Origin of the sequence: Sphingomonas sp. SORGH_AS_0438 (genome assembly GCF_031453475.1) — a bacterium.
Lineage (GTDB): Bacteria > Pseudomonadota > Alphaproteobacteria > Sphingomonadales > Sphingomonadaceae > Sphingomonas.
The window spans coordinates 2,623,449-2,637,207 of record NZ_JAVIZS010000001.1 but is presented as its reverse complement, the minus strand read 5'-3'; the positions used below and the strand labels follow the sequence as shown (position 1 = coordinate 2,637,207).

The following is a 13,759-nucleotide window of genomic DNA, read 5'->3' as shown; positions in this document are numbered from 1 at the left end:
CGTTGCCGCGTCCGGTCAGAGGGGCGCTGCGGCCCTCACTTGATCGGTGAGCGCGGGTCCAGGCGCATGTCGAGATAGCGGTCCACCGACCCCATCAGTTCGGGCATCTCATGCTCGAAGAAATGGTTCGCCTTGGGGATCGTGTCGTGATGGATGGTGATGTGCTTCTGCGTGCGCAGCTTGTCGACCAGCTTCTGGACCGCGCCGGGCGTCACCACCTCGTCCTGCTCGCCCTGGATGATGATGCCCGAGGAGGGGCAGGGGGCGAGGAAGGTGAAGTCGAACATGTTGGCCGGCGGCGCGATCGAGATGAAGCCGCGAATCTCCGGCCGGCGCATCAGCAGCTGCATCCCGATCCAGGCGCCGAAGCCGAAGCCCGCCACCCAAGTCGTCGACGCCTCCGGATGGAAGCTCTGCACCCAGTCGAGCGCCGAGGCCGCGTCGGACAGCTCGCCGATGCCGTTGTCGAACACGCCCTGGCTCTTGCCGACGCCGCGGAAGTTGAAGCGCAGCGTGGCGAAACCGCGCCGCTGGAACGTCTTGTAGAGTTCCTGCACGATGCGGTTGTTCATCGTGCCCCCGGAGGAGGGGTGCGGGTGCAGGATCATGGCAACGGGCGCACGGGGCCGGGGAGCGGGGGCGAAACGCCCCTCCAGGCGACCCTCGGGTCCGGGAAAGATGACTTCGGGCATCGGAAAACTCGGGCTAGGCCCCAAGGGTGGAGCGGGAGATATCGGGCGCTATATAAGCGTCACGCCTCCTTCCGCAATCGAAACGGCCCCAGCTTTGCGCACCTATCTCGATCATGCCGCCACCACGATGATGACCGAGGCGGCGCGCGCGGCCGTTTCGGAGGGGATGACGCGCTGGGCCAATCCCTCCAGCCCGCATGCGGAAGGGCGCGCGGCGAAGGCGGCGCTGGAGGGCGCGCGGGCCGAGGTGGCGGCCGCCTATGGCTGGCGGCACGAGCTGCTGTTCACCAGCGGGGCGAGCGAGGCGCTGGCAATCGGGCTGGGCCGGTCGCAGGCGGGGCGCGTGCTGGTCAGCGCGGTCGAGCATGACGCGGTGCTGCGCGCGCGCCCCGATGCGCTGACCCTGCCGGTCGGTACGGACGGGCTGGTCGATCCGGCGGCGCTGTCGCTCACGCCCGGCGATCTGGTCGCGGTGCAATGGGCGAATAGCGAGACCGGCGTGCGCCAGCCGATCGCCGCGATCGCGGCGGCGGTCCATGCGGCGGGCGCGCATCTGCTGGTCGATGCCGCGCAGATGCCGGCGGGCGCGGACCCGGCGCTGGCGACGCAGGCCGACCTGATCGCGCTGTCGGCGCACAAGCGCGGCGGGCCGCCGGGGATCGGCGCGCTGCTGGTCCGCGATCTCGCCTTGCTCCGCCCGAGCGGCGGGCAGGAGCGCGGCTATCGGCCGGGTACGGAGAATCTGCCCGCCGCGCTCGGCTACGCGGCGGCGCTCGCCGAGCCGGAGCCGGACCATGCGGCCCTGCGCGCGATGCTCGACGACCGGATCATGCGGTCGGGCGGCATCGCGGTGGCGGCGGAGGCGAGGCGCCACCCGGCGATCGGCTCTTATCGTCTGCCCGGCGTGGCGGCGACGACGCAGCTGATCCGGCTCGACCTGGCCGGCTTCGCGGTGTCGGCGGGCAGCGCCTGCGCCAGTGGCAGCATGAAGCCCAGCCATGTGCTGGCGGCGATGGGCTGGCGCGCGGAGGAGGGCCGCGAGGTGATCCGGGTCAGCTTCGGCCGGACGACCGGGGCGGCGGAGGTCGAGGCGTTCGTTGCCGCCTGGCGCGCGATGGCGCGGGCGACCGGGCGGTTCGCGGCATGACCTATCTCGATTACCAGGCGACGACCCCGCTCGCGCCCGAGGCGCTGGCGGCGATGCTGCCCTGGTTGCAGGACCAGCATGGCAATCCGCACAGCGCGCACCGCGCCGGGCGCGTCGCCCGTGCGAGCGTCGAGGTGGCGCGCGATGCGGTCGCCGCACTGCTGCCGGGCGGTGGGCGGCTGGCCTTCACCGGCGGCGCGACCGAGGCGATCAACTGGGCAGTGAAGGGCAGCCAGGGCGGCATCGTCACCATCGCCACCGAACATGCCGCCGTGCTCGACAGTGTCGCGGCGGAGGCGGCCCGCGGCCGCGACGTCACGATCCTTCCCGTTGACGAAGCCGGGCTGGTCGATCCGGCGGCGGCACGAGCGGCGATCCGGCCGGGCGTCGGGCTGGTCGCGGCGATGCTGGTCAATAACGAGATCGGCGTGATCCAGCCGATCGCCGATCTCGCGGCCATGGCGCGGGCGGCGGGCGCGACCATGTTGTGCGACGCGGTGCAGGGCTATGGCCGCGTCGCCATTCCGGAGGGCGTCGACTGGATCGCGCTGTCCGCGCACAAGATCCACGGCCCCAAGGGGATTGGCGGCCTGTGGATGCGCGGGGCCGCCCCGGCGACGCTGTTGCATGGCGGCGACCAGGAGGGTGGTCGCTCGGGGACGCTGAGCCCGGCGCTTTGCGCGGGATTGGGGACGGCGGCGCGGCTGATGCGGGAGCGGGCGGCCAAGGATGCGGCGCATGTCGAGCGGCTGTGGCAGGCGGCGCGCGCGATCCTGTCGCCGGAGCGGGGCTGGACGCTGAACGGCGATGCGGAGCGGCGCTATCGCGGTAATGTCAATGTGCGGCGGCCCGGCCTGGATGTCGCGCGGCTGATGAGCGACTGCCGCGACCTGGCCTTTTCCGCCGGATCGGCCTGCGCCAGCGGGTCGGGACGGTCCAGCCATGTGCTGCGCGCGATCGGCCTGTCCGAGGCGGAGGCGCGGTCGTCGATCCGCATCGGCTTCGGCCGCGACACGCCGGAAGCCACGCTGGTCGCCGCGCTGGAGCGGATCGCCGAGGCGGCGGCGGCGCAATGATCCGGCTGGTCTTCGAGCATCGCGGCGCATCGGTGCCGGCCGAGGCGGAAGCGGGCGCGCGGCTGCTCGACGTGGCGCAAGCGGCGGGAATGCCGCTGGAGGGGACATGCGGCGGCCAGCTGGCCTGCGCCACCTGCCATGTCGTCATCGCGGCCGACCAGGTTGATCGCCTGCCGCCGCCGGGCGAGGCGGAGGAGGACATGCTCGACCTCGTGCCCGCCGCCACCCGCACCAGCCGCCTGGCCTGTCAGGTGCGGCTGACCGAGGCGCTGGAGGGATTGATCGTCCGCGTGACATAAATTGTTACAAAACAATCGTTTTCTATTGACTTTCCTGACAGTGCGACAACGGCGGGTTCAGCCGTGATGCATCGCAATGGCCGTAATCCTCTGGTCATACCCGCTTCACCCGGCGGGTGCGTAACGGAGTATCGAGCCATGAAGATTGCAGCACTGATCGGTGCCGGCCTGCTCGCCACCGGAGCCCTGACCGCCCTGCCGGCAGAGGCGCAGCGATGGGACCATCATCGCGGGCCCGGTTGGGACCGGGGTCCGGGCTGGGATCGCGGACCGGGCCGGCATTACGGCCATGATCGCGGCTGGCGGGGCGATCGCTGGGATCGCGGCCCCCGCTGGCAGGGCGGTCATCGCTGGCAGGGCGGCCCGCGCTGGGCCGGACGCGGGCGGGGCCGACTGGTCTGCGAGCGTGGCTATTACGGCCGGCAATGCTACCGCGTCTATCGCTAAGTCAAAAACGCTAAAGCTTTCATCAGGAAGGACAATTTCATGACCCTCAAGACCTTTATGGCCGCCGGCCTCGTCGCGCTCACCGGCCTGTCGCCGATCGCCCTCGTCACGCCGGCCGCGGCGCAGCGCACCGTCGTCCACGAACGCACCGTGGTCCGCCACGATGTCCGCCCGCATCATCGCCAGCGCGTCGCGACCCGCAAGGTCTGCACCAATCGCTGGGTCCATGGCCATCGCGAGCGGGTGTGCCGCACGGTGCGCCGCTATCGCTGACCGATAGAAGGCCGGGCGCGCGGGGACTTGATCCCGCCGCCCGGCTCCGCCATAGGGCGCCTGGGAGTCGGGCGGACGTGGTCGTCGCCAACCCGGTCAGATCCGGAAGGAAGCAGCCGCAACGATTTCGCCGCGGGTCGTTCCGGCTCCCACCCATGACAAGGGCCAGAGAAGCGGAAGCGCGTCTCTGGCCCTTGTCGTATCCGCTGCCTGCCGTTCCTGGCCGGATCAGACCGGCTGGCCCACCGCCGCACCGGGCAGGGCAGAGGCGGCCTCCACCACATCCTCGTCGCGGAGCCGACGCCAGCCTGCCGGCCCCAGCACCTCGAGCGGGCGGTAGCGCGTCTTATAGGCCATGCGTGCCGAACCCTTCACCCAATAGCCGAGATAGAGATAGGGCAGGCCGGCATCCCGCGCGCGCATGATATGGTCCATGATGATCAGGTTGCCGAGGCCGGGCCGGACCGGCGAATCGCCCCCATCCCCCTCGGTCGCGAAGAAGCTGTAGATCATCGACAGCCCATCGGCCTGACGGTCGGTCAGGCAGGCGCCCACCAGCTTGCCGCGGCGGCCATTCGCCGGCGGCTCGCGATATTCGACGATCAGCGAATCGACCGGCGAATGCTCGACCATGTCGGCGAAGTCGTCCTCGTCCATATTGGCCATGCCGCCGCCCGGATGGCGATGGCCGAGATAGCGGCGGAGCAACTGATACTGTTCGTCCGTCGCCCAGGCACGGCAGGCGACCACCTCCAGATCGCTGTTGCGCCGCAGCAACTTACGCTGCGTCGCATTGGGCACGAACTCGGAATTGACGACCCGTACCGATACGCAGGCGGTGCAGCCGGTGCAGGAGGGGCGATAGGCCACGCCCTGGCTGCGGCGGAAGCCGATGCGGCCGAGCGCATCGTTCAACTCGCCGGCATGGGGGCCGGTCAGCTCCGTAAAGACCTTCCGTTCCTGCCGCCCGGGAAGGTACGGGCAGGGTGACGGCGTCGTGACGAAGAAGCGCGGAAAACGAAAAGGCGCGGTCACCGCCGAAAAACCCCCACAAAAATCGTTACGCTGTTATATGTCGGCAGTGACTGGATCTGAAAAGGTCGTTTACCATCAAATTGTGTCGCCGGCGTCACAGACGTCGGAAACACGAGATCGGGTGGGGAACGAGCTGATCCTAGTTGCGTTGCCGAATTTCCCAATGGGAGGATTTTTATGAAGAAGTTCACCTCTGCCGTCGCCCTTCTCGCCGCAACCGCGGTTTCGGTTCCCGCCGTCGCGGCTCCGGCCAACTCGGCCGCGTCGCTGTCGGTCGCCAAGTCGGTTCGCGCCAGCGCCCCGTCGGGCAAGGCCAACAAGGCGGCCGGCGGCGGCGCGCTGCTCGGTGCGCTGATCGCGGCCGGCGTCGTGGCGATCGGCGTCGTGGCGATCGTCAAGGACGACAATTCGGACAGCAACTAATCTTGCTGTGCGGCGGGACGGGCTCATGGCCTGTCCCGCCGTTTCCCGTTCAGGCCAGTTCGACCTGGCTGGTTTCATAGCCCGCATCGCGCAAGCCCGCGATCAACCGGTCCAGATGCGCCCGATCGCGCGTCTCGCACTCGATATCGGTGATCAGCCCCTTGGCGGGCAGCGTCGTGAAGACGCGCTGATGATAGACCTCGATGATGTTCACCCGCTCCTGATCAAAGATCCGGGCGACGTGGAACAAGGCCCCAGGCCGATCCTGCAAGCGGATACGCAGCCGGGCGAGGCGACCGGACCGCGCCAGGTCGCGCAACAGCACATTGGCGAGCAGCCGCGTGTCGATATTGCCGCCGCACAGCACCACGCCCACGGTCCGTCCCTTGAATCGCTCGGGATGCGCCAATAGCGCCGCGAGGCCGGCCGCGCCCGCGCCCTCCACCACCGTCTTCTCGATCTGGAGCAGCAGGCTGACCGACTGTTCGAGCTGCCGTTCGCCGACCAGCACGAGGTCGTCGACCAGCTCGGCGACGATCCGGGCGGTGATGCCGCCCGGCTCCTTCACCGCGATACCCTCCGCCAACGTGTCGCCCGCGCAGGGCAGGTCGGTGCCATGGATGCGGTTGTACATGGAGGGATAGAGTTCGGCCTGCACGCCGACCACCTCGACCCGTCGGTCGGCGGCACGCGCCACCGTCGCCATGCCCGAGATCAGGCCGCCGCCGCCGATCGGGACGATGAAGGTGTCGATGTCCGGCGCGTCCTCCAGCATCTCCAGCGCCAGCGTGCCCTGCCCGGCGATGATCCGGGGGTCGTCAAAGGGATGGACGAAGGTATAGCCGCGCTCGCCCTCCAGCACGCGTGCATGGGCATAGGCGGCGTCGAACGTCTCGCCCTCCAGCACCACGGTCGCGCCATGGCCCTCGGTCTGCACGACTTTCACGGTCGGCGTGTTGCGCGGCATCACGATCGTCGCGGGCACGCCCAGCCGGTTGGCATGATAGGCGAGGCCCTGCGCGTGATTGCCGGCCGAGGCGGCGATCACGCCCTGCGCCCGGGCCGCCTCGCTGAGCTGGAGCAGCGTGTTGAGCGCGCCGCGCTCCTTATAGGCGGCGGTGAACTGGAGATTCTCGAACTTCAGATAGACGGTGGCGCCGGTCAGTTGCGACAGGGTGCGGCTGATCAGGGTCGGGGTGCGCACGATCGACTCGCGAATGCGCGCATGGGCGGTCCGGACGTCATCGATGGACACGGGCAGCGAGGCGGCGGGCGCATTGACCTGGGTTGTCATCGGGCGTCGTTAGACCGTCTGGTGCGGCGTGGAAACACCGCTTATGCGCCGATGTCATGCAAGGATATGCAATCAAGGGCTTGGTGGCCCTGTCACTGATCGCCTGGCCTGTCGCGGCGAGCGCGGACGCGCTGGTCGACAATGTCACCGGCATCACGCTGGACGAGGATGGCAAGGTCGTCCGCTTCACCGGCCTGTTGATGTCGCTCGACGGCAAAGTCACCAAATTGCTGTCCGCCAAGGACAAACGGCCCGAAAAGCTCGACTGGCGCGCCGATATGAAGGGGCGGGTGATGATCCCCGGCTTCGTCGATTCGCACGGCCATGTGCTGGAACTGGGCTTTCGCCAGTTGGAGCTCGACCTGTCGGGCGCGCGCACCCTGGCCGAGGCGCAGGCGCGCATCCGCGCCTATGCCGCCGCCAATCCGGACCGGAAATGGATCCTGGGCGGCGGCTGGAACCAGGAGGCCTGGGGGCTGGGGCGCTTCCCCACCGCCGCCGAGCTGGATGCGGCGGTGCCCGACCGGCCGGTCTGGCTGGCACGCGCCGACGGCCATGCCGGCTGGGCGAACAGCGTCGCGCTGCGCGAGGCGGGGGTGACCGCGAAGACCGTGTCGCCCGCGGGCGGACGGATCGAGAAGAGCGGCACCCAACCGTCCGGCGTCTTCGTCGATGCCGCGCAGGCGCTGATCCAGAAGGTGGTGCCGCAGCCTTTGCCCAAGGAGCGCGACCTTGCCTTCCTCAAGGCGCAGGCGCTGCTGCTGGCGAACGGCGTCACCGCCACCGCCGATATGGGCACCAGCGTCGACGACTGGCTGACCTATCGCCGGATGGGCGACATCGGCAATCTGCGGATCCGCGTCATCAGCTATGGCGCGGGGATCGAGGATACGGTGCGGATCGGCGGCAAGGGGCCGACGCCCTGGCTCTATCAGGACCGGCTGCGGCTGGTGGGCGTGAAGCTGTACGGCGACGGCGCGCTCGGCTCGCGCGGCGCATGGCTGAAGGCGCCCTATGCCGATTCCCCCCGCGAATCGGGGCTGGGCTTCCTGTCCGACACCGTGCTGCGCAACCTGATGAGCCGCGCGGCGATGGATGGATATCAGGTCGCCGTCCATGCGATCGGCGATGCCACCAATGCCGAGGTGCTGGGCGCGATCGACGAATTGTCGGAAACCTACAAGGGTGATCGCCGCTGGCGGATCGAACATGCGCAGATCGTCGATCCCGCCGACCTGAAGCGATTCGGCCAGCACGGCACCATCGCCTCGATGCAGCCGGTCCATGCGACCAGCGACCGGGTGATGGCCGAGGCGCGGCTGGGCCCGGCGCGGCTGGCCGGGGCCTATGCCTGGCGGACGATGCTGGCGAACGGCGTGCCGCTCGCGTTCGGATCGGACTATCCGGTGGAAAGCCCCGACCCCTTTGCCGGCTGGGCCGCCGCCGTATCGCGCGAGGATGCGCAGGGACAGCCGCCGGGCGGCTGGCGGCCGGAAGAAGCGGTGACGCGCGAACAGGCGTGGCGGGCCTTCACGCAGGGCGGGGCCTATGCCGCCTTCGCCGAGACCAAGTTCGGGCGACTGGCGCCGGGGCAGCGCGCCGATTTCCTGATCGTCGACCGCGATCCGACCGCCGCCTCCCCGGCCGAGTTGCGCGCGACCAAGGTGCAGGAGACCTGGGTCGGCGGCGAGAAGATGTGGGAGCGGAAGTAGGGAGGGGCCTCGTCTCCGCGCGGACTATTCCGGCGCAGTCGAGCTCTTTGAAAGACCTGTCGGGATCATCCGGCGAGGGGGGAATCCAGCCGGGTGAGCCTCGCCGTTCGTTCGAAACCTTCCGGAGCCGAACTCCTGCCTCTGCCGGGTAACGGAAATGGAACGTCGACTTGTGCACCGGTCCCGGCCATCGCCGGACGGTGACGAGGGGCGGCCTCTTCCCAAATCGCGGTGAAGCCGGCGCACGGACCCGCGTCCATCATCCTTTCAAACGTGAAAAGCCGCGCGTCTCGCCAGAGACGCGCGGCGATCAACCCCCCACGGGTTAACCGGATCAGGCGACGGCGTTGATCTCCGCGTCTTCCGAGTCGCGCAGCACATAGCCGCGACCCCAGACGGTCTCGATGTAATTCTCGCCGTCGCAGGCCAGCGACAGCTTCTTGCGCAGCTTGCAGATGAAGACGTCGATGATCTTCAGTTCGGGCTCGTCCATGCCGCCATAGAGATGGTTCAGGAACATCTCCTTGGTCAGCGTCGTGCCCTTGCGGAGCGAGAGCAGCTCCAGCATCGCATATTCCTTGCCGGTCAGGTGCACGCGCGCGCCATCGACCTCGACCGTCTTGGCGTCGAGATTGACGGCGAGCTTGCCGGTGCGGATCACCGACTGGCTATGCCCCTTGGAGCGGCGGACCACGGCGTGGATGCGTGCGATCAGCTCTTCGCGATGGAACGGCTTGGTGACGTAATCGTCGGCGCCGAAGCCGAAGCTGCGCACCTTCGAATCCATCTCGTTGACGCCCGACAGGATCAGCACCGGGGTCGTCACCCGCGCCACCCGCAGCTTCTTCAGCACGTCATAGCCGTGCATGTCGGGCAGGTTCAGGTCGAGCAGGATGATGTCGTAATCATACAGCTTGCCCAGATCGAGGCCTTCCTCGCCCAGATCGGTCGTGTAGCAGTTGAAGCCCTCCGTGGAGAGCATGAGCTCGATGGCCTTTGCCGTGGTCGGCTCGTCCTCGATCAACAGCACGCGCATCAGCCAGTCCCCTGTCACAAGCCGAAGATCCCATCCCATGGAATCGGTCGGCCTGGATTCATTAACCAAAGAACATTTGAAGGCAAAAGGTTAATTTCTGGTTAGAGACGATCGGGAAAAGCCCCCCGCTCCATTTTCGCTTCATTTTCTTGAGTCAGCGAGGGATGGACGACGCGGGGGATCGGCTCGCCCAGCACCTCGCGCAGGTAAAGGCTGCGAATCAGGGTAAAAAATACCACCAGCAGCGCGGCCGAGAAGAACAGGCCGAAGATGCCGAACACCACCCCGATGCCGATGATCGCGAAGACGGTGACGGCCGGCGGGATCGAGATCACCCGCTGCTGGACATAAGGAGTGATGAAGTTCGTCTGAATCAGCCGCACGACCGCATAGGTGACGAGCGTCCCGATGACGGGGCCGGTGCCGTGGATCGCCGCCAGTCCCAGGGCGGGCAGCATCGCGGCGGTCGGCCCGACATAGGGGATGAATTCTGACAATCCGGCCAGCAGGCCCAGCGCGGCGGCGGACGGCACGCCCGACAGCGCCAGGCCGATGCCGACCAGCACCCCCATGCTCGTCATCAGGATCAGCGACGACCGCAGCCACAGCCGCAGCGTCACCGCCACGTCGACCAGGGCATCCTCCACCGCCGGCCGGTGCTTGCGCGGGACGAGCAGCAATATCCCGCGCTCATAGACCTTGGGATCGCCCGCGAAGAAGAAGGCACCGACCAGTAGCAGCAGCGCGTTCAGGATCAGCTCGCCCGTGCCCTGCGCCAGCCCGCCGATATCCTGCGCGACCCGGCTGCCCGCAAAGGCGGCGCGCACCGCATCGACGATCTTGGCGCCGACCGGCGACTGGCTGGCCCAGCGCGCGAACTGGTCGATCAGGCCGGGCAGGGCGGTGACCAGCGCATTGAGCTGCTGGCGAAAGGCGACGCCGAACAGCCAGACCAGGAAGGCGATCGCCGCCAGCACGGTCGCCATCGCCGTCCCCAGCGCCGCCTTGGCCGGCATCTTCAGGCGGCGGACATAGAGATCGGCAAAGGCGTGGATGACGGTTGCGCCCAGCACCGATCCGAAGGCGAGGATCAGCAGGTCGCTCGCCCGCCACAGCGCCAGCACCACCGCCGCCAGCACGACCAGGATGACGACCCGGCGGATGAAGCGCCCATCCGCTTCGTCGGGGGCCAGGCGACCGGCGGGCGGTTCGGGCTGGGTCGCGGGATCGTCGGAGGTCATGCGCGGTTCATGGCAGAGCCTGGCCGCTCGCGACAGGCTTTGTCGCCGCCGCGGCGCAGGGATCGTGCAGATGCTCGGCGAGAAAGGCGATCAGCGCCTCGACCCGCATCGGGCGCAAGGGGCTGGGCGGCGTGAGCAGGTGCAGCCCGATCGGCGGTGGCGTCCAGTCGGGCAGGATCGCGACCAGCGCCCCGCTGGCCAGGTGAGGGCCGACGATGAAGCCGGGCAGCCGGGCGATCCCCAGCCCCTGGAGCAGCGCCGGCACCAGCGCATCGCCGCTATTGGCGGTCAGCGGCCCGTCGGCCTGCACGGTCAGCACCGTCCCCTCCGCATCGGCGAAGCGCCACGGGCCGGGTGCATTGGCATAGCCGAGCAGCCGGTGCGCGCTCAGTTCGTTCGGATGGCTGGGCGCGCCGGCGGCCGCGAGATAGGCGGGGGCGGCGACGATATGGCTGGCGATGCCGCACAGCCGGCGCGCGCGCAGCGAACTGTCCGCCAGGTCGCCGATCCGCAGCGCCACGTCGAACCCCTCCGCGACGATATCGATTCGCGCGTCCGACAGGTGCAGGTCGATCTCGACGCCGGGATGTTGGGCCAGGAACCGCGCGACCAAAGGCGCGACATTGGCGATGCCGAAGCTCATCGGTACGGCGAGTCGCACCCGCCCGGCCGGAGAGGAGGCGGCGTCGTGCGCGGCCTCCTCGGCGGCGCGCGCCTCCGCCAGCAGCCGCGCGGCATGGTCGGCGAGCGGCCGCCCCGCCTCGGTCAGGGCCAGGCGGCGCGAGGTGCGGTGGAACAGCGACTGGCCGATCTGCGCCTCCAGCCGCGACACCGCCTTGGACACGGTCGCCTTGCTGAGGCCGATCGCGGCGGCCGCGCCGCTGAACGAGCGATGCTCCGCCACCGCCGCGAAGATCGCCCAGGCTTCCAGATCCGGCAGACGCATGGCGGCATTGCTCCTTTGCGGAATGCTTATCCGTGGAAACGATCGGTTTCCACCGTTTCCGTTTACGCGACCCGCAAAGCGCCTATCTTGGTGTCATCACAGGAGTTCGACACCATGTCCGACACAGTCTCCGACACCCAAGCCATCGACCGCCGTCGCTTCGACACGCTGGGCCATGCGAATCATGGCTGGCTCGACGCGCGCCATCATTTCTCCTTCGCCGGCTACCACGATCCCGACCGGATGGGCTGGGGCGCGATCCGCGTGTGGAACGACGATGTCATCGCGCCGCAAAACGGTTTCCCGCCGCATCCGCATCGCGACATGGAGATCGTCACCTATGTCCGCAGCGGCGCGATCACCCACCAGGATTCGCTGGGCAACAAGGGCCGCACCGGCGCCGGCGACGTGCAGGTGATGAGCGCCGGATCGGGCGTCCGCCATGCCGAATATAATCTGGAGGACGTGCCGACCACCTTGTTCCAGATCTGGATCGAGCCGACCAGCCGGGGTGGCGAGCCGCATTGGGGCGCCAAGCCGTTTCCCAAGGGCGAGCGCTCGGGCAAGTTCGTGACCCTGGCGTCGGGCTTTGCCGAGGATAGCGACGCGCTGCCGATCCGGGCCAAGGCGCGGGTGATGGGCGCGACGCTGAAGGCCGGCGAGGCGACCAGCCACCGCGTCGAGGCCGGCCGCCACGCCTATCTGGTGCCCGCCACCGGGCGGATCACGATCGACGGTCAGGCGTTCGACGCGCGCGACGGCGCGGCGCTGTCGGGCGGCCGCACGTACGACATCGCGGCAACCGACGATGCCGAGATCGTCCTGGTCGACGCCGAATGATCCTCTCCGGGATCACCACGCTGTTTTGGAAAGGGAGTTATCGATGACCAAGGTTCTGGTGCTGTATTATTCGTCCTATGGCCATATCGAGCAGATGGCCGATGCCGTCGCCGAGGGTGCCCGCGAGGCCGGCGCGCAGGTGGACATCCGCCGCGTCGAGGAAACCGCGCCCAAGGCGGTGGTCGAGGCCGCGCATTTCAAGACCGACACTGCCCACCCGCTGATCGAGGGGCCGGACGCGCTGGCCGATTATGACGCGATCATCGTCGGCGCACCGACCCGCTATGGCCGGATGCCTAGCCAGATGGCGTCCTTCTGGGATACGACCGGCGGCCTGTGGTTCCAGGGCAAGCTGATCGGCAAGGTCGGCGGTGCCTTCACCTCGACCGCCAGCCAGCATGGCGGGCAGGAGACGACGCTCTTCTCGATCATCACCAACCTGCTGCACCATGGCATGACGATCGTCGGGCTGGATTACGGCTTTAAGGGCCAGATGGGCGTCGCCGAGGTGCTGGGTGGCACGCCCTATGGCGCGACCACGATCGCGGACGGCGACGGCAGCCGCCAGCCGCACGCCGAGGAACTCGCCGGCGCGCGCTACCAGGGCAAGCGCATCGCGGAGACGGCGGCGAAGCTGTTCGGTTGATGATGGCGCGGGGCGCCGGCCGTGGCTGGCGCCTCGTTATAGGTGCGTGAAGCACTGGCTGCGTAGCAGCATGCAAACCTTCAAACCCGTGTTCCCCGGCGAAGGCCGGGGCCCAGTGGGGAAGGCGGATGTAAGGGAGCGATGCGCTTCGTTACGAACGTCCCCCAACTGGGCCCCGGCCTTCGCCGGGGAACCATATATGGTGGGACGGCCATCTTTATCCGCTGAGCAAGCGGCTCAATCCTCGCTCAGATCGCGCGCCACCTGCGGTGCGCGCAGCAGCTGGTCGATATGGCTGCCTTCGTCGAAGCTTTCATCCGCCAGGAACTTGAGCTTGGCGGCATATTTCATCTTGATGCGGGTCGCGACCTCGCGCTGCAGATAGGCGGTGTTGGTGCGCAGCGCCTTCAGCACCGCCGCCTCGTCCTTGCCGAGCAGCGGCTTCACGAACACGGTGGCGTGGCGAAGGTCGGGCGACATGCGGACCTCGGTCACCGACACCATGTGCTTCGCCAGCACATCGTCATGCACGTCGCCGCGCTGGAGGACTTCGGACAGGATGTGCCGCACCTGCTCGCCGACGCGCAGCGTGCGGACGGATTTCTCGGGGGCGGCGTCGCTTTGATGTTTCATGGTCGTCCTGCGCCGCCGG

16 protein-coding genes and 1 other RNA gene are annotated in these 13,759 nt (G+C 68.5%); 10 read left to right on the top strand and 7 right to left on the bottom strand.

Features of this window, described 5'->3' with window-relative positions:
- Window positions 1-35: 35 nt before the first annotated feature.
- Complete coding sequence (locus tag QE452_RS12270; RefSeq protein ID WP_184111470.1) at window positions 36-692, bottom strand: alpha/beta hydrolase; 657 nt, start codon at window positions 690-692, stop codon at window positions 36-38.
- A gap of 130 nt (window positions 693-822) precedes the next feature.
- Between QE452_RS12270 and QE452_RS12265 the strand changes: the two genes are divergently transcribed.
- From QE452_RS12265 to ffs, 6 genes are all read left to right on the top strand, one after another.
- On the top strand, window positions 823-1,839 hold the full coding sequence (locus tag QE452_RS12265; RefSeq protein WP_405052801.1) for a cysteine desulfurase family protein: 1,017 nt from the start codon (window positions 823-825) through the stop codon (window positions 1,837-1,839).
- On the top strand, window positions 1,836-2,915 hold the full coding sequence (locus QE452_RS12260) for a cysteine desulfurase family protein (protein ID WP_309657594.1): 1,080 nt from the start codon (window positions 1,836-1,838) through the stop codon (window positions 2,913-2,915). The genes QE452_RS12265 and QE452_RS12260 overlap by 4 nt, the downstream gene beginning before the upstream one ends.
- Window positions 2,912-3,214 (top strand): 2Fe-2S iron-sulfur cluster-binding protein, encoded by a 303-nt coding sequence (locus QE452_RS12255; protein WP_309657595.1) that lies wholly within the window; start codon window positions 2,912-2,914, stop codon window positions 3,212-3,214. The genes QE452_RS12260 and QE452_RS12255 overlap by 4 nt, the downstream gene beginning before the upstream one ends.
- A 138-nt stretch (window positions 3,215-3,352) precedes the next feature.
- Window positions 3,353-3,661: a hypothetical protein gene (locus QE452_RS12250; RefSeq protein ID WP_309657596.1), complete on the top strand. Its 309-nt coding sequence runs from the start codon at window positions 3,353-3,355 to the stop codon at window positions 3,659-3,661.
- Window positions 3,662-3,700: 39 nt separating this feature from the next.
- Window positions 3,701-3,934, top strand: a complete 234-nt coding sequence (locus QE452_RS12245) for a hypothetical protein (protein WP_309657597.1) — start codon at window positions 3,701-3,703, stop codon at window positions 3,932-3,934.
- A gap of 59 nt (window positions 3,935-3,993) precedes the next feature.
- An RNA gene (ffs, locus tag QE452_RS12240) (signal recognition particle sRNA small type) lies at window positions 3,994-4,091 on the top strand.
- Between the two features lie 71 nt (window positions 4,092-4,162).
- Here the strand turns inward: ffs and QE452_RS12235 are convergent.
- On the bottom strand, window positions 4,163-4,969 hold the full coding sequence (locus QE452_RS12235) for an arginyltransferase (RefSeq protein WP_309657598.1): 807 nt from the start codon (window positions 4,967-4,969) through the stop codon (window positions 4,163-4,165).
- A gap of 177 nt (window positions 4,970-5,146) precedes the next feature.
- On the opposite strand from QE452_RS12235, the gene QE452_RS12230 reads away from it, so the two are divergent.
- On the top strand, window positions 5,147-5,392 hold the full coding sequence (locus tag QE452_RS12230) for a hypothetical protein (RefSeq protein WP_309657599.1): 246 nt from the start codon (window positions 5,147-5,149) through the stop codon (window positions 5,390-5,392).
- A 49-nt stretch (window positions 5,393-5,441) separates the two neighbouring features.
- Here QE452_RS12230 and QE452_RS12225 read toward each other — a convergent pair whose 3' ends face one another.
- On the bottom strand, window positions 5,442-6,686 hold the full coding sequence (locus QE452_RS12225; protein ID WP_125994653.1) for a threonine ammonia-lyase: 1,245 nt from the start codon (window positions 6,684-6,686) through the stop codon (window positions 5,442-5,444).
- A gap of 56 nt (window positions 6,687-6,742) precedes the next feature.
- Between QE452_RS12225 and QE452_RS12220 the strand changes: the two genes are divergently transcribed.
- On the top strand, window positions 6,743-8,398 hold the full coding sequence (locus QE452_RS12220; protein ID WP_309657600.1) for an amidohydrolase family protein: 1,656 nt from the start codon (window positions 6,743-6,745) through the stop codon (window positions 8,396-8,398).
- A 334-nt stretch (window positions 8,399-8,732) separates the two neighbouring features.
- Here the strand turns inward: QE452_RS12220 and ctrA are convergent, their stop codons facing one another.
- The 3 genes from ctrA to QE452_RS12205 all read right to left on the bottom strand — a co-directional run bounded on the left by ctrA (window position 8,733) and on the right by QE452_RS12205 (window position 11,621).
- Window positions 8,733-9,434 (bottom strand): response regulator transcription factor CtrA, encoded by a 702-nt coding sequence (gene ctrA, locus QE452_RS12215; RefSeq protein ID WP_125994651.1) that lies wholly within the window; start codon window positions 9,432-9,434, stop codon window positions 8,733-8,735.
- A 101-nt stretch (window positions 9,435-9,535) separates the two neighbouring features.
- Window positions 9,536-10,675, bottom strand: a complete 1,140-nt coding sequence (locus QE452_RS12210) for an AI-2E family transporter (RefSeq protein ID WP_309657601.1) — start codon at window positions 10,673-10,675, stop codon at window positions 9,536-9,538.
- A gap of 7 nt (window positions 10,676-10,682) precedes the next feature.
- Window positions 10,683-11,621 (bottom strand): LysR family transcriptional regulator, encoded by a 939-nt coding sequence (locus tag QE452_RS12205; RefSeq protein WP_309657602.1) that lies wholly within the window; start codon window positions 11,619-11,621, stop codon window positions 10,683-10,685.
- Between the two features lie 114 nt (window positions 11,622-11,735).
- Here QE452_RS12205 and QE452_RS12200 point away from each other — a divergent pair, with 114 nt between their 5' ends.
- Window positions 11,736-12,461 (top strand): pirin family protein, encoded by a 726-nt coding sequence (locus QE452_RS12200; RefSeq protein WP_309657603.1) that lies wholly within the window; start codon window positions 11,736-11,738, stop codon window positions 12,459-12,461.
- A 43-nt stretch (window positions 12,462-12,504) separates the two neighbouring features.
- Window positions 12,505-13,107: an NAD(P)H:quinone oxidoreductase gene (gene wrbA / locus QE452_RS12195; protein ID WP_125994647.1), complete on the top strand. Its 603-nt coding sequence runs from the start codon at window positions 12,505-12,507 to the stop codon at window positions 13,105-13,107.
- 237 nt (window positions 13,108-13,344) lie between these two features.
- On the opposite strand, the gene rbfA is transcribed toward wrbA, so the two are convergent.
- Complete coding sequence (gene rbfA / locus QE452_RS12190) at window positions 13,345-13,740, bottom strand: 30S ribosome-binding factor RbfA (RefSeq protein WP_309657604.1); 396 nt, start codon at window positions 13,738-13,740, stop codon at window positions 13,345-13,347.
- Window positions 13,741-13,759 lie beyond the last annotated feature (19 nt).

What these genes read in the sequence shown, in the direction of transcription:
- QE452_RS12230 (WP_309657599.1), top strand. Translation starts at nt 5,147, where the DNA reads ATGAAGAAGTTCACCTCTGCCGTCGCCCTTCTCGCCGCAACCGCGGTT.
- QE452_RS12265 (WP_405052801.1), top strand. Translation starts at nt 823, where the DNA reads ATGACCGAGGCGGCGCGCGCGGCCGTTTCGGAGGGGATGACGCGCTGG.
- QE452_RS12255 (WP_309657595.1), top strand. Translation starts at nt 2,912, where the DNA reads ATGATCCGGCTGGTCTTCGAGCATCGCGGCGCATCGGTGCCGGCCGAG.
- wrbA (WP_125994647.1), top strand. Translation starts at nt 12,505, where the DNA reads ATGACCAAGGTTCTGGTGCTGTATTATTCGTCCTATGGCCATATCGAG.
- QE452_RS12250 (WP_309657596.1), top strand. Translation starts at nt 3,353, where the DNA reads ATGAAGATTGCAGCACTGATCGGTGCCGGCCTGCTCGCCACCGGAGCC.
- QE452_RS12220 (WP_309657600.1), top strand. Translation starts at nt 6,743, where the DNA reads ATGCAAGGATATGCAATCAAGGGCTTGGTGGCCCTGTCACTGATCGCC.
- QE452_RS12260 (WP_309657594.1), top strand. Translation starts at nt 1,836, where the DNA reads ATGACCTATCTCGATTACCAGGCGACGACCCCGCTCGCGCCCGAGGCG.
- QE452_RS12210 (WP_309657601.1), bottom strand. Translation starts at nt 10,675, where the DNA reads ATGACCTCCGACGATCCCGCGACCCAGCCCGAACCGCCCGCCGGTCGC.
- QE452_RS12225 (WP_125994653.1), bottom strand. Translation starts at nt 6,686, where the DNA reads ATGACAACCCAGGTCAATGCGCCCGCCGCCTCGCTGCCCGTGTCCATC.
- ctrA (WP_125994651.1), bottom strand. Translation starts at nt 9,434, where the DNA reads ATGCGCGTGCTGTTGATCGAGGACGAGCCGACCACGGCAAAGGCCATC.
- QE452_RS12270 (WP_184111470.1), bottom strand. Translation starts at nt 692, where the DNA reads ATGCCCGAAGTCATCTTTCCCGGACCCGAGGGTCGCCTGGAGGGGCGT.
- QE452_RS12245 (WP_309657597.1), top strand. Translation starts at nt 3,701, where the DNA reads ATGACCCTCAAGACCTTTATGGCCGCCGGCCTCGTCGCGCTCACCGGC.
- QE452_RS12200 (WP_309657603.1), top strand. Translation starts at nt 11,736, where the DNA reads ATGTCCGACACAGTCTCCGACACCCAAGCCATCGACCGCCGTCGCTTC.
- rbfA (WP_309657604.1), bottom strand. Translation starts at nt 13,740, where the DNA reads ATGAAACATCAAAGCGACGCCGCCCCCGAGAAATCCGTCCGCACGCTG.
- QE452_RS12205 (WP_309657602.1), bottom strand. Translation starts at nt 11,621, where the DNA reads ATGCGTCTGCCGGATCTGGAAGCCTGGGCGATCTTCGCGGCGGTGGCG.